The organism is Microvirga flocculans ATCC BAA-817 (assembly GCF_000518665.1).
Classification (GTDB): domain Bacteria; phylum Pseudomonadota; class Alphaproteobacteria; order Rhizobiales; family Beijerinckiaceae; genus Microvirga; species Microvirga flocculans.
On the sequence record NZ_JAEA01000017.1, the window covers coordinates 26,554 to 43,998 of the forward strand.

The 17,445-nt window shown below is 64.9% G+C and carries 18 protein-coding genes and 1 pseudogene; 12 read left to right on the forward strand and 7 right to left on the reverse strand.

Annotation, left to right across the window (positions count from 1 at the left end; translation table 11 throughout):
* Positions 1 to 14: 14 nt before the first annotated feature.
* Positions 15 to 383, reverse strand: coding sequence for a hypothetical protein (locus L879_RS0116840; RefSeq protein WP_035459976.1), 369 nt, complete (start codon positions 381 to 383; stop codon positions 15 to 17).
* A gap of 164 nt (positions 384 to 547) precedes the next feature.
* Here L879_RS0116840 and L879_RS0116845 point away from each other — a divergent pair, with 164 nt between their 5' ends.
* From L879_RS0116845 to L879_RS0116860, 4 genes are all read left to right on the forward strand, one after another.
* Complete coding sequence (locus L879_RS0116845) at positions 548 to 2,080, forward strand: acyl-CoA carboxylase subunit beta (RefSeq protein WP_027317142.1); 1,533 nt, start codon at positions 548 to 550, stop codon at positions 2,078 to 2,080.
* A gap of 238 nt (positions 2,081 to 2,318) precedes the next feature.
* The gene (locus L879_RS22035) at positions 2,319 to 3,485 is read left to right on the forward strand and encodes an OpgC family protein (protein ID WP_051435381.1); all 1,167 of its coding nucleotides are present in this window, start codon (positions 2,319 to 2,321) and stop codon (positions 3,483 to 3,485) included.
* 44 nt (positions 3,486 to 3,529) lie between these two features.
* The gene (locus L879_RS22040; RefSeq protein WP_161634677.1) at positions 3,530 to 4,363 is read left to right on the forward strand and encodes an SGNH/GDSL hydrolase family protein; all 834 of its coding nucleotides are present in this window, start codon (positions 3,530 to 3,532) and stop codon (positions 4,361 to 4,363) included.
* Positions 4,364 to 4,487: 124 nt separating this feature from the next.
* Positions 4,488 to 5,570, forward strand: coding sequence for a PLP-dependent cysteine synthase family protein (locus L879_RS0116860; RefSeq protein ID WP_027317143.1), 1,083 nt, complete (start codon positions 4,488 to 4,490; stop codon positions 5,568 to 5,570).
* 3 nt (positions 5,571 to 5,573) lie between these two features.
* Here the strand turns inward: L879_RS0116860 and L879_RS0116865 are convergent, their stop codons facing one another.
* Complete coding sequence (locus tag L879_RS0116865) at positions 5,574 to 6,182, reverse strand: alpha/beta hydrolase (protein ID WP_027317144.1); 609 nt, start codon at positions 6,180 to 6,182, stop codon at positions 5,574 to 5,576.
* A gap of 51 nt (positions 6,183 to 6,233) precedes the next feature.
* Positions 6,234 to 7,163: a ring-cleaving dioxygenase gene (locus L879_RS0116870; protein WP_027317145.1), complete on the reverse strand. Its 930-nt coding sequence runs from the start codon at positions 7,161 to 7,163 to the stop codon at positions 6,234 to 6,236.
* Between the two features lie 319 nt (positions 7,164 to 7,482).
* Between L879_RS0116870 and L879_RS22045 the strand changes: the two genes are divergently transcribed.
* From L879_RS22045 to L879_RS0116895, 5 genes and pseudogenes are all read left to right on the forward strand, one after another.
* The gene (locus L879_RS22045) at positions 7,483 to 7,896 is read left to right on the forward strand and encodes a hypothetical protein (protein WP_051435383.1); all 414 of its coding nucleotides are present in this window, start codon (positions 7,483 to 7,485) and stop codon (positions 7,894 to 7,896) included.
* Positions 7,897 to 8,097: 201 nt separating this feature from the next.
* A complete protein-coding gene (locus tag L879_RS0116880; RefSeq protein WP_027317146.1) occupies positions 8,098 to 10,098 on the forward strand; it encodes an acetyl-CoA carboxylase biotin carboxylase subunit in 2,001 nt (666 codons plus the stop codon).
* A 17-nt stretch (positions 10,099 to 10,115) separates the two neighbouring features.
* A pseudogene (locus L879_RS22050) lies at positions 10,116 to 10,529 on the forward strand (gamma-glutamylcyclotransferase family protein); the annotation flags it as partial.
* Between the two features lie 180 nt (positions 10,530 to 10,709).
* Positions 10,710 to 11,120, forward strand: a complete 411-nt coding sequence (locus tag L879_RS0116890) for a DUF6766 family protein (RefSeq protein ID WP_035459985.1) — start codon at positions 10,710 to 10,712, stop codon at positions 11,118 to 11,120.
* Positions 11,121 to 11,126: 6 nt separating this feature from the next.
* Positions 11,127 to 11,420, forward strand: coding sequence for an acylphosphatase (locus tag L879_RS0116895; protein WP_027317148.1), 294 nt, complete (start codon positions 11,127 to 11,129; stop codon positions 11,418 to 11,420).
* On the opposite strand, the gene L879_RS0116900 is transcribed toward L879_RS0116895, so the two are convergent.
* Positions 11,417 to 11,824, reverse strand: a complete 408-nt coding sequence (locus L879_RS0116900; RefSeq protein WP_027317149.1) for a rhodanese-like domain-containing protein — start codon at positions 11,822 to 11,824, stop codon at positions 11,417 to 11,419. The two genes, L879_RS0116895 and L879_RS0116900, sit on opposite strands and share 4 nt — an antisense overlap.
* Positions 11,825 to 11,895: 71 nt before the next feature.
* Here L879_RS0116900 and L879_RS0116905 point away from each other — a divergent pair, with 71 nt between their 5' ends.
* Both L879_RS0116905 and L879_RS0116910 read left to right on the forward strand, forming a co-directional pair.
* Positions 11,896 to 12,588 carry a DUF599 domain-containing protein gene (locus L879_RS0116905; RefSeq protein ID WP_183501414.1) on the forward strand — a complete coding sequence of 231 codons (693 nt, stop codon included), beginning with the start codon at positions 11,896 to 11,898 and terminating at the stop codon, positions 12,586 to 12,588.
* Complete coding sequence (locus L879_RS0116910) at positions 12,581 to 12,856, forward strand: DUF3253 domain-containing protein (RefSeq protein WP_027317151.1); 276 nt, start codon at positions 12,581 to 12,583, stop codon at positions 12,854 to 12,856. Before L879_RS0116905 ends, L879_RS0116910 begins: the two co-directional genes overlap by 8 nt.
* Here the strand turns inward: L879_RS0116910 and L879_RS0116915 are convergent.
* Together L879_RS0116915 and L879_RS0116920 are read right to left on the reverse strand one after the other, a co-directional pair.
* On the reverse strand, positions 12,823 to 13,650 hold the full coding sequence (locus L879_RS0116915) for a YdcF family protein (protein ID WP_027317152.1): 828 nt from the start codon (positions 13,648 to 13,650) through the stop codon (positions 12,823 to 12,825). The genes L879_RS0116910 and L879_RS0116915 overlap by 34 nt on opposite strands.
* A gap of 24 nt (positions 13,651 to 13,674) precedes the next feature.
* Positions 13,675 to 14,379 carry a ribonuclease activity regulator RraA gene (locus L879_RS0116920; protein WP_027317153.1) on the reverse strand — a complete coding sequence of 235 codons (705 nt, stop codon included), beginning with the start codon at positions 14,377 to 14,379 and terminating at the stop codon, positions 13,675 to 13,677.
* Between the two features lie 140 nt (positions 14,380 to 14,519).
* Here L879_RS0116920 and L879_RS0116925 point away from each other — a divergent pair, with 140 nt between their 5' ends.
* Positions 14,520 to 16,100 (forward strand): hypothetical protein, encoded by a 1,581-nt coding sequence (locus L879_RS0116925; RefSeq protein WP_154664241.1) that lies wholly within the window; start codon positions 14,520 to 14,522, stop codon positions 16,098 to 16,100.
* Here L879_RS0116925 and L879_RS0116930 read toward each other — a convergent pair.
* Entirely contained in the window at positions 16,097 to 17,269 is a 1,173-nt protein-coding gene (locus L879_RS0116930) for an isovaleryl-CoA dehydrogenase (RefSeq protein WP_027317155.1), read from the reverse strand. The two genes, L879_RS0116925 and L879_RS0116930, sit on opposite strands and share 4 nt — an antisense overlap.
* Positions 17,270 to 17,445: the final 176 nt, after the last annotated feature.

The window sequence follows — 17,445 nt, forward strand, 5'->3', positions numbered from 1 at the left end:
CGCCCCGAAGACCCTCAGGCCCGGTTGAAGGTGATGCCGCACTTCTTCTGGATCGAGGCGGCCTCGATGGCCTGCATCTGACCCTTCAGGTTCGCCAGCTCCGCCGTCTTGGCATTGTCCCCGCCCACGAAGAAGGCTGCGGGCCAGAAGATGACGACGGCGGCGGTCGTGGCGACCACATCCTTTGTCCGCTGTGAATCCTGCGCGCCCGAGGCGACGGCCGCCGCATGGCTGACCCGCTGGGCCTCGAGGCTGAGATCCTTGCAGCTATAGCTCTGATACATGGCCGGCGACACATAGGAGGCTGAGACGTCCTCGGAGCGGCTGGCGCAACCGGCGGCCGTGAGGGACAGGCAGGCGGCAGCGGCCGCGAGGGTGTTCATCGTTTTCAAGTTGTGCCCCGTTATAAAGTTTCAACAAAAGGCTTCTTAATCATCCGCTCTTCTTCGCGAAGTGTTTTGGAGCACACGTCCATAGTGGGATTTTGAGCTTGGCGCGGCTGTGCTAAGCGGGGGATCATTTTTCCCCCGTAGGGCAGGGACCATCGATGAAAGACATCCTCGAACGGCTTGAAGAGCGGCGGGCTCAGGCCCGTCAGGGCGGCGGAGAGAAGCGCATCGCGGCGCAGCACGCCCGCGGCAAGCTCACCGCCCGCGAGCGCATCGAGCTGCTGCTCGACCGCAACTCGTTCGAGGAGTTCGACATGTTCGTCGAGCACCGCTCCAACGATTTCGGCATGGAGAAGGTCAAGATCCCGGGCGACGGCGTCGTCACCGGCTGGGGCACCGTCAACGGCCGCACCGTCTTCGTCTTCGCCAAGGACTTCACCGTCTTCGGCGGCTCGCTCTCCGAGGCGCATGCCCAGAAGATCACCAAGATCCAGGACATGGCGCTCAAGATGCGCGCGCCTATCGTCGGCCTGTTCGACGCCGGCGGCGCGCGCATCCAGGAGGGCGTGGCGGCACTCGGCGGCTACGGCGAGGTCTTCAAGCGCAACGTGATCGCCTCGGGCGTCATCCCGCAGATCTCGGTGATCATGGGTCCCTGCGCCGGCGGCGACGTCTATTCGCCGGCCATGACCGATTTCATCTTCATGGTGCGCGACCGCTCCTACATGTTCGTCACCGGCCCCGACGTGGTGAAGACCGTCACCAACGAGACCGTGACCTCCGAGGAGCTGGGCGGCGCCAAGGTCCACACCACCAAATCCTCGGTGGCGGACGGAGCCTACGACAACGATGTCGAGGCGCTCCTGCAGGTGCGCCGCCTCATCGACTTCCTGCCCGCCAACAACCTGGACGGCGTGCCGGAGATCCCGAGCTTCGACGACCCGAACCGGGTCGACGAGAGCCTCGACACGCTGATCCCGGACAACCCGAACAAGCCCTACGACATGAAGGAGCTGATCCTGAAGGTCGTGGACGAGGGCGACTTCTTCGAGATCCAGGAATCCTACGCGAAGAACATCATCACCGGCTTCGGGCGCATCGAGGGCCGCACGGTGGGCTTCGTCGCCAACCAGCCGATGGTGCTGGCGGGCGTGCTCGACTCGGACGCCTCGCGCAAGGCAGCGCGCTTCGTGCGCTTCTGCGACGCCTTCAACATCCCGATCGTCACCTTTGAGGATGTGCCGGGCTTCCTGCCCGGCACGGCGCAGGAATACGGCGGCCTGATCAAGCACGGCGCGAAGCTGCTCTTCGCCTATTCCGAGGCCACCGTGCCGCTCGTCACCGTCATCACGCGCAAGGCCTTCGGCGGCGCCTATGACGTGATGGCGTCAAAACATATCGGCGGTGACGTGAACTACGCCTGGCCGACGGCGCAGATCGCGGTGATGGGCGCCAAGGGCGCGGTGGAGATCATCTTCCGCGGTGACATCGGCGATGCGGACAAGATCGCGGCGCGGACCAAGGAATACGAGGACCGCTTCATGTCACCCTTCGTGGCCGCCGAGCGCGGCTACATCGACGAAGTGATCATGCCGCATTCCACGCGCCGCCGCATCGCCCGCGCGCTCGCCATGCTGCGCCACAAGGAAACCGAACGCCCCTGGAAGAAGCACGACAACATTCCGTTGTGAGGGCGCACGAGCAGCGCCCCTGACCTGAAAGATACCCGACCGCTCTCGAAGACCGATGCAACCGGCGCGCATGGCAAGGAGGCCATCCCGCGCCGGTCTGTCGCGCTTGCCTCACATTGGTTGATCTGGAATACCCGCGTGTGAACCGAATCCGTCTCGAAGAGTTGATGACGGTCGCCGGATCCTGCTGCCGTATACCGGCGTTCTGCCATCATCCGAAAAACCGTGAGGGTTGGGAATGCACGCCTCGGGAGGCCGCAACACCGTGATCGATTTCTGGCGTGGGCTCGTCCTCGTCATCATCTTCGTCAATCACGTCCCGGGCAATATTCTCGAACATCTGACCCCGCGCAATTACGGCTTCTCCGACGCGGCCGAGGCCTTCGTGTTCATCTCGGGCCTGTCGGTGGCGCTCGTCTATTATCCGAGGCTGCCGAAGGGCGATGCTCTCGGCGTGGTCAGGCGCTGCCTGCGGCGTTCGTTCGAACTCTACCGGATGCATCTGATCATGACCGGCGCTGCCGTGGCGCTGTTCTCCATCGGATACGTGATCAGCGACGATATGGGCATGATCGAAGCTCACGGCCGGGCCGCCGTGTTCGAGGATACCGCCCGGGGCATCACGGGCGTTCTCCTGCTCGGTCACCAGCTCGGCTACTTCAACATTCTTCCGCTCTACATCGCCCTCATGCTCTGGGCTCCGGTGGCGATGATCCTCCTGCGGATTCACGTGCTGCTGGCTGCCGCCGTCTCGGTGGGCCTCTACGCGCTCGCGCGCGCGGACATCCTCGCTCTTCCGAGCTGGCCGGAGCCGGGGCGGTGGTTCTTCAATCCCTTTGCGTGGCAGCTTCTGTTCACGATCGGAATCGTCACGGGCGCTTTCCTGTCCCAGAGGAGCGTGCCCTATTGGCGTCCTGCCTTCATAGGGTCCGTCGCGGTCCTCGCCGCTTCCCTCGTCACCATGACGAACGCCTTCGGCCTTGCGCCGAACCTGCTCTGGAGCGCCTTCGTCAATGCCGACATCGTCAAGAGCGATCTCGGCCTCGGGCGGCTCATTCATTTCCTGGTGCTGGCCTATGTGGTGACGCAGCTCCGTCTGGGGCAGACCCTGCAACGAACCGCCTTCGGAGCCGAGATGATGCGCCTGGGGCGCCATTCCCTGCCGGTCTTCGCCGTGGGGTCCATCCTGAGCGCTCTCGGTGAGGTCACCATGACGCTGGCGGCCGTGAAGTCGTCCGCTAGTCCGCATGTCGTCGGCATGGTATTCACCCTCTGCGGCATCATCGGACTTCTCGGACTGGCACGATACCTCGAATGGAAGAAGAAAGGCTCGACCGCTCCCTCGAAGGAGCAGGCTGGGGAACCAGGCATCGTTTCGGTATCGTCCGGACGGCTTCCGCGCTAAAGCATCGGACTCAAAAGTGGACTTGCACTTTTGGGAGCGATCCGATGCTTCGTCCCTTGAGGAGCGCATCGTTCGTGCGCAAAACCGGGTCCGCTTTTGCGCAGGATGCGCTAGCAGCCCTTCTTCTCGTCGGGATGAGCGGTCCCACGCTCGCCGAGGAGGCCCCCTGCCACGCATCGCAGCCCGTCTTCTCGGCGCCGGCAAAGCTGGAGCGCGTCGCCTCGAAGCTCAGGCGGCATGAGCCGGTCCGGATCCTGGCGATCGGGTCTTCGTCCACGCAGGGGATCGGGGCGTCCTCGCCGGCCTTCTCCTACCCGTCCCAGCTTCAGGCGGATCTCGCCCGGATATGGAAGACGACGGTTATCGTCGAGAATGCCGGAAAGGGCGGCGAGACGATTCCCGAAACCGTCGGCCGTCTCGAGGCGGCGCTTGAAACCGGCAAGCCGGATCTCGTCATCTGGCAGGTCGGCACGAACGATGCCGTTAAGGGAGGCGACGAGGCCCGCTTCTCGGCCCTCCTGAGGCAGGGCATCGACGCGGCGCAGGCCCATGGCGTCGAGGTGCTTCTCGTCGATCAGCAATATTACCCGGCCATCAAGGATCCCGCCCGCTACGAGCGCTTCGTGAACATGGTCGGCACGATGGCGGCCGCGGAGAAGGTCCCGGTCTTCCTGCGCTACAAGCTCATGAAGACGTGGAGCGAGCGCTCGGCGGATGTCCTGGTCTCCATGCTGTCGAGCGATGGGTTCCACATGGGGGATCGTGGCTACGACTGCATGGCCGAGCTCATGGCGGCGGGGCTCCATTCCATGACGGCGACGGCGGAGGCGGCTCCGAGTCCGGCCGTCACGGCTGCCGCCCATGCCCATAAGCCGTAGACCGTGACCGCACAGGCGGCCATTGCCTTCACCCGGCGGCCCCGATAAGGCGTTTCTCCGAACACTTTCCGGCTCAGGGCCGTCAGGTCCGGGCGCTTCCGGCGATGCCGATCGAGACATGCCCATGATCAATCCGAGCGACCGCTCCTGGGTTTCCACCGCCATCCAGACCATCGAGGCGGATTTCAACCGCTCGTCGGATACGCATCTTCTGCAGGTGCCGCTGCCGGCGGTGCGGGGCGTATCGCTCTACCTCAAGGATGAGTCGACCCATCCCTCGGGCAGCCTGAAGCACCGGCTGGCGCGGTCGCTGTTCCTCTATGGGCTCTGCAATGGCTGGATCGGGCCGAACACAACCATCATCGAGGCGTCGAGCGGCTCGACCGCCGTGTCGGAGGCCTATTTCGCGCGGATGCTGGGCCTGCGCTTCATCGCGGTGATGCCGCGCTCCACGTCTGCGGAGAAGATCGCGCAGATCGCCTTCTATGGCGGCGAGAGCCATTTCGTCGATTCGGCTGCGGAAATGTATTCCGAAAGCGCGCGCCTCGCCGAGGAACTCGGCGGTCATTACATGGACCAGTTCACCTATGCCGAGCGGGCGACGGACTGGCGCGGCAACAACAACATCGCCGAATCCATCTTCAGCCAGATGACTCATGAGGAGCATCCCGTTCCGAGCTGGATCGTGGTGGGGGCGGGGACCGGCGGCACCTCGGCGACGCTGGGGCGCTATATCCGCTACCGCCGCCTGCCGACGCGGCTGTGCCTCGCCGATCCCGAGGCTTCGGTGTTTCACCGCCACCTGGCGGACCGGAGCGTCTGCACCGTGCCCGGCCCGTCCTCGGTGGTCGAGGGCATTGGCCGCCCGCGCTGCGAACCGTCCTTCGTGCCGGAACTGATCGACCGCGCCACTGCCGTGCCGGATGCCGCCAGCATCGCGGCGGCGCGCGTTCTCTCTCGCCGCATCGGCCGTTCCTGCGGCGGCTCCACGGGCACCAATCTCTGGGCCGTGGCGCAGATCGTCGGCGAGATGGTGAGAAACGGCGAGCAGGGCTCCGTCGTGACGCTCCTGTGCGATTCCGGCGAGCGCTACCGCTCCACGCATTTCAACGACGATTGGCTCAAGGAGCGCGGCATCGACATCAAACCCGCCGAGGAAGCCATGGAAAGCTTCTTCGAAACAGGCATCCTCGACCCGCGCCTTTGAGTCTTACCGGCTGAACCACCGCACCATCAGCTGCAGGTCCGTCTGCGACAGGTTGTGGCCCGTCGGCAGGATCTCGTGCTGAACCTCCGCGCCGGATTCGGACAGGGACGCAGCCAAGCGCTTTGCGTTCTCCGCCGGAACGATCGGGTCCATGGCGCCGGAGGTGATCAGCACGCGTTTACCGGCAAGATCCGCTTTCGGAGCATCGCTCAACGGCACCATGGCGCGCAGCAGCGCCGCGCCGGAGAGCGCCTCGGGGCGCAGCATGAGCATGGCGGCCGCGATATTGGCGCCGTTCGAGAAGCCCACGGCGACGGGTGCCTCAAGTCCGTAGGCCCTGCGGGCTTCGGCGACGAAGTCCGCAAGCTCGTTGGCGCGCAGCCTCACGTCCTCCTCGTCGAACACGCCCTCGGCCAGACGGCGGAAGAAGCGGGGCATGCCGTTCTCCAGGATCTTGCCGCGCGGGGAGAGCAGGGCGGATCCGGGAGAGATCGTGCGGCCCAGGCCCAGGAGATCGCTTTCGTCGCCGCCGGTCCCATGGAGCAGCAGGAGCGGCGGGCGCGTAGGGTCCGTGGCGGGCTCGTAGCGGTGGATGAAGGAGAGTTCGGTCATCGTTCGACTTTCTCGCCCTCTCCCGCAAACAGGAGAGGGCGGATCTAGGGTTCAGGCCAGTTCAGGCAGGTGAGCTTCGATCTCGTTCCGGCGGGGTTCCAGGAACGCCGGGAGCTTCAGGGAAGCGCCCAGGCGATCCTGGGGCTCGTCCGCGGCGAAACCGGGCTCGTCGGTGGCGATCTCGAACAGAACGCCGCCGGGCTCCCGGAAATAGACGGACCGGAAGTAGTTGCGGTCCTTCTGCTCCGTCGTCTGCAGGCCGTGGTTCTCGGCGAGCTTGCGCACCATCTCGGCCTGGTCGGCATCGTCGGAGGCCCGGAAGGCCACGTGATGCACGGAGCCGCTGCCCATACGGCCGGGAAGGAAGCCGCCGGCGCTGCGGATGTCGACCGTGTGGCCGACCGGAGCGTCGGACCGGTAGCGAACGACGGAGCCGTCACGGGCCGTCTCGCTAAAGCCGAACACGTCGGTCAGGATCGCACCCGTCCGCTCGCCTTTCTCGACCAGCAGGGTGACGCCCTGCAGACCGCGAACGGCGTTCTCCGCCGCGATGCCGTCCGCCGTCCAGGCGGCTTCGGTCTCCGCGCCCGGAACGCCGACGAGGGCAAGGCTGGTCCCGTGCGGGTCCTTGAAGGGCAGCACGCTCTCGCCGAACCGCTTCTCCACACTGCCGTGCTCGACGCCCTGCTCGATGAAGCGGTGCGTCCAGAAGCCCAGGGACGCCTCGGGCACGCGGAAGGTCGTTTCCTGCGTCGTGCCGATTCCGTTGCGCCCCGGCGCCACATGCTCCCAGGGGAAGAAGGTCAGGATCGAGCCCGGCTGGCCGAGGCTGTCGCCGAAATAGAAGTGGTATGTGCCGGGATCGTCGAAGTTGACGGTCTTCTTGACGAGGCGCAGGCCGAGCACGCGGGTGTAGAAGTCGAGATTGCGGCGGGCAGGGCCTGCGATGGCGGTGACGTGATGGATGCCGTGGTGCCGCATGGGCTTGGTTCCTTAACGGGCAGTCGCGGGTCTGCGCTGCTTCGCATGGGAAATAAGTACCACCGGACACCGATGAAGTGCGGAAAGGGTAACCTTGCGGGATTGCAAGGCTCATGCGCCGTGATCGGCAAATATGCGCAGTTCTTGAGAAATTCGCCCTGGCAAGAATCCGGCAACCAAAGTCCCTCAACAACGCTTAACCTCAACGGCGATTCAGCATGTCGCGTTAACGGTTTAGCCCTGCCGCGCATGTGAAACTTCCCCCATTCAAGAGATCTGCCGGCGATGGACATAAGAAGAGCCGGGGGGAGTCAAACGGATGTTGAAGGATCAGCTTCGCGATTTCGTCGACAGCGTCACGGACAAGAGCCATGTCTCCGATGAGGACGTGAAGGTGCTTCAGGACGAGATCCTCAAGGACGGCATCACCAGCCGCCTGGAGGTCGAAACCTTGCTCACGCTCGACCGGTTGGCCTGCGCCGCCGAGAGCTGGGGCGCGGCGCTGACCAGGCTCGTGGTCGATTTCGTGGTCTGGACCCGGGCCCCTCACGGCAGCGTCAGCAATGACGATGCCCTCTGGCTCGCGACTCTGCTGGAGATCAGCGGACCGTCCCCGAACGCCATGAACATCGCCTACGCCATCCTCGACGAGGCCGGCCATGTGGACGCGGCGCTTCTCGACTTCATCATGCGCGGACGCCAGCAGGCGAGGCTCTCCCAGCTGGCGGCCTGATGCGGCTTTGCCTTCGAGAGCCGTTCCACGCAGGTGAAACCGGCTCCTTTCTTGGCGGTTCCGCATCTTGGACGGTGAACCGGATCCATTTCGCCGAAAATGCTCTACCGCTAAATGCTAAACGATGCCCCGCTTCCCCAAGGCACCGATGTGCAGTAACGGAGGTGGCACAATTCATTTGGCTGGAGCGCTCGAAGGTTCATGTTCGATAAGATCCTGATTGCCAACCGGGGTGAGATTGCGTGCCGTGTGATCAAGACGGCGCGGCGGATGGGCATCAAGACGGTGGCGGTCTATTCCGACGCCGACAAGGATGCGCTCCACGTGGCGATGGCCGACGAGGCCGTCCCGATCGGCCCGGCCGCCGCGGCCCAGTCCTATCTGGTGATCGAAAAGATCATCGAGGCCTGCAAGGCCACCGGCGCCCAGGCGGTCCATCCCGGCTACGGCTTCCTCTCCGAGCGCGAGGCCTTCCCCAAGGCCCTGGCCGCGGCCGGCATCGTCTTCATCGGCCCCAATCCCGGCGCCATCGCCGCCATGGGCGACAAGATCGAGTCCAAGAAGGCCGCCGCCGCCGCCAAGGTCTCGACGGTTCCGGGCTATCTTGGCGTCATCGAGGGGCCCGAGCAGGCGGTGACCATCGCCGATGAGATCGGCTACCCGGTCATGATCAAGGCCTCCGCCGGCGGCGGCGGCAAGGGCATGCGCATCGCTTACTCCGCCGACGAGGTCGCCGAGGGCTTCGCCCGCGCCAAGTCGGAAGCCGCCTCCTCCTTCGGCGACGACCGCGTCTTCATCGAGAAGTTCATCACCGATCCGCGCCACATCGAGATCCAGGTGCTCGGCGACAAGCACGGCAACGTGATCTATCTCGGCGAGCGCGAATGCTCGATCCAGCGCCGCAACCAGAAGGTCATCGAGGAGGCCCCGAGCCCGCTCCTCGACGAGGAGACCCGCCGCCGCATGGGCGAGCAGGCTGTGGCGCTGGCCAAGGCCGTCGGCTACGATTCCGCCGGCACGGTGGAGTTCGTGGCGGGCCAGGACAAGTCCTTCTACTTCCTCGAGATGAACACCCGCCTGCAGGTCGAGCATCCGGTCACCGAGATGGTCACCGGCATCGACCTCGTCGAGGAGATGATCCGGGTCGCCGCGGGCGAGAGGTTGCGCCTCACACAGGCTGACGTGAAGCTGAACGGCTGGTCGGTGGAAAGCCGCATCTATGCCGAGGACCCGGTGCGCAACTTCCTGCCCTCGACGGGGCGTCTCGTCACCTACCGTCCACCGCAGGAAGGCGAGGAGAACGGCGTCACGGTGCGCAACGACACCGGCGTCTACGAGGGCGGCGAGATCTCGATCTACTACGATCCGATGATCGCCAAGCTGGTGACCCATGCCCCGACCCGCGCCGAGGCCATCGCGGCCCAGGCGCGGGCGCTGGATGCCTTCGCCATCGACGGCATCCGCCACAACATCCCGTTCCTGGCCGCGCTGATGCAGCATCCGCGCTGGCAGTCGGGCCAGCTCTCCACCGGCTTCATCGCCGAGGAATTCCCGCAAGGCTTCAAGGCGCCGGCGCCGGAGGGCCTCGTCGCCCACCGCATGGCGGCGGTGGGGGCCGCCATCGACCACGTCCTCAACGAGCGCAAGCGGCAGATCTCGGGCCAGATGCGGCCTGCGGCGGCGGTGACGTTCGAGCGCGCGCGCGTGGTGCTGCTGGGCAAGGAGCGGCACGACGTGGTGGTCGAGGACACGGCGGACGGCTTTGCGGTGGCGATCGGCAAGGAGACCTGGCCGATCGTGTCGGACTGGATTCCCGGCGATCCGGTCTGGACCGGCAGCGTCGGCGGGGCGGCGATCGCGGTGCAGGTGCGCCCGATCCTCAACGGCGTGGTGCTGTCGCATGCGGGGACTTCGGCGGAGGTGCGGGTCTATACGCAGCGCGAGGCGGCGCTGGCCGCGCTGATGCCGGAGCGGCAGGAGGCGGATACGGGCAAGCAGCTGCTGTGCCCGATGCCGGGCCTGGTCAAGGCGATCAGCGTCGCCCAGGGCCAGGAGGTCAAGGCGGGCGAGCCATTGTGCATCGTCGAGGCGATGAAGATGGAGAACGTCCTGCGCGCCGAGCGCGACGCAACCGTCGCCAAAATCCTCGCCAAGGAAGGCGACAGCCTCGCCGTCGATGCCGTCATTATGGAATTCGCCTAAAGCATCGGGGGGAGAAGATGCCCCTCTACTTCGCCTATGGGTCCAACATGGACCAGGACGCCATGCGCCAGCGCTGCCCGGCCTCCAAGCCGGTCGGCCTCGGGCGGCTCATGCGCCATCGCTTCATCATCTTCGAGGAAGGCTACGCCTCGGTGGTCCGCGATCCGCAGCGGCTGGTCTGGGGCATGGTATGGGATCTGGCGCTGGCCGACGTTCCGGCGCTCGACCGCTACGAGAGCCTCTCGACGGGACTCTACACCAAGGTCGTCCAGCCCATCGTGACCGACCAGGGACCCCGCCGGGCCATGGTCTATGTGGGGCGGAGCGCCAAGCCCGGAACGCCGCGTCCCGGCTATATGGAGGGTGTCATCGCGGCGGCCCGCCATGCGGGCCTGCCTGAGGATTACATCCGGAGCCTGGATGTGTGGCTGCCCAGGACACAGATCGCAGCGGCCGCCCCGCAGCAGCCCAAGGTCCGCCCCCTCTGGGCAACCCCGTCGGACACGGCCCGCAAGCCGCGCTGAAGAAGGCCTCCAGCGCCTCGGGACCCAGAACCTTCGCCATACGCATGCGTTGTGTCCTCACCAAGCAGCGTATGGAGAGTTTCGATCATGAACACAAAGACCCATTCCATCTGGAAGGCCTATGGCTATGCCTGGGTGACTTTGGGTTTCTTCATCATCTCCCTTGTAGGCCACTGGCTCTTCGGTTGGTTTGCCTATGTCAACGAGCAGCAGGCCCATGCCCAGCCTGTTCAGGTGTCTGAATACTGGGTCGAGATGATGCGGGACACTCTCGAGAACTGGCAGTCGGAGTTCCTACAGTTGCTCTGGCAGGTGGGCGGCCTCGCCATCCTGCTCTATGTCGGCTCGCCTCAATCCAAGGAGGGGGACGACCGCATGGAGGCGAAGATCGACGCCATCCTGCGCAAGGTGGACCCGCAGGATGCGGAGCGGATCATCCGGAAGCTCGACGACGATTATTCCGGGCGGCATACCGACGCCCGCGGAGCCCCTATGTGAGGAAGCATGACTGCAAGCCGAACGCTCCACGTTCTCATCCACGGACGCGTCCAGGGCGTGGGCTATCGCGCCTGGACACATCACCAGGCGGAACTGCACGGCCTCACAGGCTGGGTGCGCAACAGGCGCGAGGGAATGGTGGAGGCCGTCTTCTCCGGGCCTAGAGATCTGGTCGATGCGGTGCTGAAGGCCTGCGAGCAGGGGCCTCAGGGGGCCGTGGTGGAACGGATCGAACGGCTCGAGGATCCCGGCGCGGAGACCGGACCTTTCCGAGGCTTCGAGGTTCGGGCGACGTGTTAGTCTTTCGGGTCTGATGCCTCGATAGGGCCGCCGGCCTTCTTCCAGGCCGTGAAGCCGCCCTCCACATGGGCGACGGGGGTAAGCCCCATATCCTGCGCCGTCGCGGCGGAAAGAGCCGAACGCCAGCCTCCGGCGCAGAAGAACACGAAGGTCTTATCCTGCGCGAAGACCGGCTTGTGGTAGGGGCTCTCCGGGTCGATCCAGAATTCGAGCATGCCCCGCGGGCAATGGACCGCGCCGGGCATGCGCCCCTCCCGCTCCAGTTCGCGCGGGTCGCGCAGGTCCACGAACACCACGTCCTCGCGGCCATGCAGGGCTACGGCTTCCGCGACGGGCAGGGTTCTGATCTTTGCATTGGCCTCGTCGAGCAATGTCTTGTAGCCACGGGTGATGGTCTGAGGCATGAACGGTCTTCCCCCTATGAGCCTGCGAACAAACTGGGCATGATGGCGGCGGAGTCAACGGGAGATCACGGGTGCTGGGTTTCACCAATCTCGATTACGCGGCGCTGGCCTTCTTTCTGATCGCGTGGTTCGGGTATCACGCGGCCCTCGAATTGACGCCTGCGGGGCAGAGAAGCCTCAACAAGATCATGAACCGGTACCGCTATCGCTGGATGGAGCAGATGGTGGTGCGCGAGAACCGCATCGTCGACACGACGATCATGGCCTCGCTCATGAACGGGACGGCTTTCTTCGCCTCCACCTCGCTGATCGCCATCGGCGGCGTCCTGGCCCTCCTGCGCTCCACCGAGGCGGTGCTGCCGATCTTCGCCGATCTGCCCTTCGGGGAGCCGCCGACGCGGCTCGCATGGGACATCAAGGTCATCGGCCTGGCGGTGATTTTCGTCTATGCCTTCTTCAAATTCGCCTGGTCCTACCGGCTCTTCAACTATATGGTCATCATGGTCGGGGCGGTCCCCGTGCTGAAGGAGGGCAATCGCGAGGAGGCGCTCGCGGTCGCCCGTCAGGCGGGCGCCATGAATGCGGTGGCCGGCAAGCATTTCAACCGGGGGCAAAGGGCCTTCTTCTTCTCGCTCGCCTATCTCGGCTGGTTCGTAAGCGCCTATCTCTTCATCGTGGCGACCGCCGGGGTGCTGCTCGTCATGTGGCGCCGCCAGTTCCTGTCGGATGCCCGCGAGGCCGCAATGGGGCAGGCCCATGGCTAGTCATGCCACCCCGGAGGAGCTGGAGGCCGCCATGCTCGCGCTGCTGCACGAGCGCGGCCCTGGCAAGACCGTCGGCCCGGCCGATGTGGCGCAGGCCCTCGGCGGCAACAAGCCGGAAGGGTGGGGACCTCTCATGCAACCGGTCCGGAAGGTGGCCGTGCGCCTCATGAAGGAGGGGCGCGTCGTCATCCTGCGGAAGGGGCGGCCGGTCGATCCGGACGATTTTCGCGGCACCTACCGGTTGGCGCTGCCGCCTTCGGGAGCCTGAGGCCCCGGCAGCAGCCGCGAGGTGCGTCCCGTCGCGTAATAGGCAATCAGCCCGGCCCATTCCTTCGTGGCGATGTCGAGCCGCCTGAGACCCTCCGAGACGAAGGCGAAGGGGCGATGCGTCCGCGTGCCTCCGGCGGTTCGGAAATCCACCGGATAGGGCGTGACGGCAAACCCCGCCTTCGCGAACACGCCGACGGCGCGGGGCATATGCCAGGCCGATGTCACCAGGAGCCAGCGCTCGTCCTCCCGGGGGGTCGCCAGCTCCCGGGAATAGGTTGCGTTCTCGGCGGTCGTCCGCGAACGGTCCTCCACCAGGATGCGGGCCGGGTCGATGCCGATGGCCTTGAAGTAATCCGCGATGATGGGGGCTTCGGCAGCGCCGTCGCCGAAGACCGTTCCGCCGCCGCCGGAGATGAGGATGCGGGCATCCGGATAGCGATGGGCGAGAAGGATCGTGTCGAGCACGCGCTCGGCCGATTCATTCGCGACGATGCTGCCGCGGGAGACGGAATCGGACGCCTCGACGGCACCGCCGAGCAGGATGATTCCATGCACCGGCCTGCCGTCGTCCCGGAAGGGAGGGAAGCGCTCTTCCAGGGGTAGCAGGATGTAGCTGGCGATGGGCAGAAGGCCGAGGGCGAGCGTTGCCAGGCTGAAGACGAGGGCGAGCGCGATTCCGGCGTTTCGCAGCCGCTTGAAGAGAGCGAGGATCAGTCCCAGCAGAATGAGGCTGATCAGCAGGTTGGATGGCGTGGCAAAGAACCACACGACTTTCGAGACGTAGTAGAACACCAGCCATCCCTACTCGGGTAAGTCTTAGGATTTGTTCAACTCGGCCTCGTAGCGGGCCTTTGTCTCCGCGTTGGGCGGGTAGAGGCCGGGGAGGGGAACGCCCTTCTCCACCTCGCGCATCACCCAGAGCTCGTAGCGCTCCTGCTCCACGGCGGCCTTGGCGACCTCTTCCACCATGGCGGCCGGGATCACGACGACGCCGTCTCTGTCGGCGACGATCACGTCATCGGGGAACACCGCGACGCCGCCGCAGCCGATGGGCTCCTGCCAGCCCACGAAGGTCAGGCCGGCAACCGAGGGAGGGGCCGCGACACCCGCGCACCAGACCGGCAGGTTCGTGCCCTCGACCCCCACCGCATCGCGCACCACGCCGTCCGTGATCAGGGCGGCGACACCGCGCTTCATCATGCGGGCGGTGAGGATGTCCCCGAAGATCCCGGCATCGGTGACGCCCATGGAATCGACGACCGCGATGCAGCCTTCCGGCATGGCCTCGATGGCCGCCCGGGTGGAAATGGGGGAGGCCCACGATTCCGGCGTCGCCAGATCCTCGCGGGCGGGCACGAAGCGCAGGGTGAAGGCGCGCCCGACCATCTTCTCCGTCGCGTTGAAGGCCGGCATCGGCCCCTTCATCCAGCAGCGGCGCACGCCCTTCTTCAGGAGAACGGTCGTGATCGTCGCGGTAGAGGCGGCACGCAGCGCGTCGGCGATGGTCTTGTCGAGGGTCATGGGGGATTCCTGATGTTGGGGTCGTTTACTCATAGCGTTCGCCCGCGCCGGATGCCACTCTAAGACGGCCGATAGTCAGGCAGCAACATTGCCTTATGACAAGAAGCTCAACCGGATGACGTGGGGTGCAAGGTATGGGCATGTCCGGATTACAGAATAGCGGAGCTGAGACTCCCGCCGATCGCGCCAGAAGCGCCGAGCGCCCCCTGATCGTTCTCAAGCAGACGGTGCTCGTGGCGGCTCTGATTCTGCTTCCTCTGTTCTATACGCTCGTCCCGCCGCTCGAGGACTATCCCAATCACCTTGCAAGGATGCAGGCGCTCGCAAGCATTCCAGGCAATTCTTTCCTGTCTCGCTTCTACGAGGTCGAATGGGCGCCGATCCCCAATCTCATCATGGACCTGATCGTGCCGCCTCTGGTCCCCTTTTTCGGTGTTTATGCCGCCGGTCAGATATTCGTGGGCCTGACGCTTCTTCTCATGCTGCTGGGACCGATGCTGCTGCATCGCACGCTCGACGGACGTTGGTCGGCCTGGCCTCTCGTGGGTGGATTGTTCGTCTATAACGGTTTTCTGTTCACGGGCCTGATGAACTATCTGTTCGGCGTGGGCGTCGCCGTTCTGGGCCTTGCCGTTTGGATCAGGCTCTGCGGCAAGCCCTTGATCATGCGGGGTCTGGCCAGTCTTGCCTTCTGCGCGGTTCTGTATGTCTGCCATTTGTCGGCGCTCGGCCTCTATGGCCTTGGCATCGCCAGTTTTGAGTTCTGGCGGCTGTGGACGCACAAGGCTTGGAAGCCCGCGCCTCTGCTCAGGAGCGCCCTGGCGCTGGGCGTACCGTTTCTGCCTTTCCTCTACCTCCTTGTCCGCAGCCCGACATGGGGGCTCTCGCACGATGTCGTTTGGGAATCCCAGGGGAAGTTGGAGGCCATCACGCTGTTCTTCTCCGTCTACTCGGATGCAACCGACATTCCGCTTCTGATCCTGATTGCAATCGCCATCGGAATCGCCGTCAAAAGAGGCCTTGTCAGCGTCCATCCGGCCGGTCTGATCGTGGCCTGCACGCTGACAGTGGCTTTCCTGGCCATGCCGCGCGTAGCCTTCGGTTCCTGGATGGCCGATCAGCGCCTCGTGGTCGGCATCTTCTTCATGACGCTTGGCTTCATTTCTGTCGGTCTGAGGAGACTTGAGGGACACAATGCTTTCTTTGCGGTCTGCCTGGTCGCGGTCGCCTTTCGTGTCGTTGACGTTTCCGCGCATTGGGTGGCGATTTCGCAGCCTCTTCTGGAGCTTAAGAGTTCGCTTCGTCTCATGCCCGAGGGTTCGCGTCTTCTTGTTACCGAGGCTGACGACCCCGCAGAGGCAGCGATCGACGTCGCCTTGTCCCATGCGCCGACGCTGGCGGTGATCGAGCGTTCGGCGCTCGTCTCACGTCTTTTCGTCGTGCCTGGAAAACAGATCCTTCACGCACGGCCCCCATATGGCGGGCACGTGGATACGGAAGACGGAGATACGCCGCGTATCAGCCGCGTCATCGTCGATTCGAACGAAGAGGGGGCCTCTGCCGACGGGCCTCATTACTGGGACAAGTGGCCGGACTTCTACGACTACCTGATCGTTCTCGGTACCGATCCTGACGAGACGGCCAATCCCGCGCCCGATCTCTTGCAGATCGCGCGCATTGGGCGCGGGTTCCAGCTCTATAAAGTGAGGAAGGCTTCTTAGGCCGTCTTCGCGAAAAGCTCGCGCCCGATCAGCATGCGGCGGATCTCGCTGGTGCCCGCGCCGATCTCGTAGAGCTTGGCGTCGCGCAGCAGGCGGCCTGTCGGGTAGTCGTTGATGTAACCGTTGCCGCCGAGAAGCTGGATGGCGTCGAGGGCCATCTTTGTGGCGTTTTCGGCCGCGTAGAGGATCGCGCCTGCGGCGTCCTCGCGGGTGGTCTCGCCCCGGTCGCAGGCCTTGGCGACCGCATAGACATAGGCTTTCGAGGCGTTCATGGTCACGTACATATCGGCGATCTTGCCCTGCACGAGCTGGAACTCGCCGATGGCCTGGCCGAACTGCTTGCGTTCGTGGATATAGGGCAGCACCACGTCCATGCAGGCCTGCATGATGCCTGTGGAGCCCGCCGCCAACACGGCGCGCTCGTAATCGAGGCCGGACATGAGCACGTTCACACCCTTGCCGACTTGACCGAGCACGTTCTCCTCCGGCACCTCGCAATCCTCGAAGACGAGTTCGCACGTATCCGAGCCGCGCATGCCGAGCTTGTCGAGCTTCTGATGGGTGGAGAAGCCCTTGAAACCCTTCTCGATGAGGAAGGCCGTGATGCCGCGCGGGCCAGCTTCCGGATCGGTCTTGGCATAGACCACGAGGGTCTCGGCGATGGGGCCGTTGGTGATCCACATCTTGTTGCCGTTGAGCACATAGCGGTCGCCGCGCTTCTCGGCGCGGGTGCGCATGGAGACCACGTCGGAGCCCGAGCCCGGCTCGGACATGGCCAGCGCGCCCACATGCTCGCCCGAGATCAGCTTCGGCAGGTAGCGGCGCTTCTGCTCCTCGTTCCCGTTGCGGCGGATCTGGTTGACGCAGAGGTTGGAATGCGCGCCGTAGGAGAGGCCCACCGAGGCGGAGGCCCGGGAGATCTCCTCCATGGCGATCACGTGCTCGAGATAGCCGAGGCCCGTCCCGCCATATTCCTCCTCGACCGTGATGCCATGCAGGCCGAGCTCGCCCATCTGGGGCCAGAGATCGCGCGGGAACTGGTTGGTCCGGTCGATCTCATCGGCGCGCGGAGCGATCTTCTCCTGCGCGAAATCGCGCACGGTCTCGCGGATGGCGTCGGCGGTTTCGCCGAGATCGAAATTGAAGCCCTTGGCGGCATTCGGCAGCATCGGTTGTCCTCCCAGTTCCATTCTTCGCCCCGGACGGTGCGCGATGGATCGCTCTCTCGATGGGCATTTTGGTCAGCAATGCTGCCCTTATCAAGGCCGATAGAGCAGGAAAATGGCATCGGCAGCGGTCGGCGACCCCGTCATTGGTCGTATCTTATCAACAAAAAAGGCTCCCG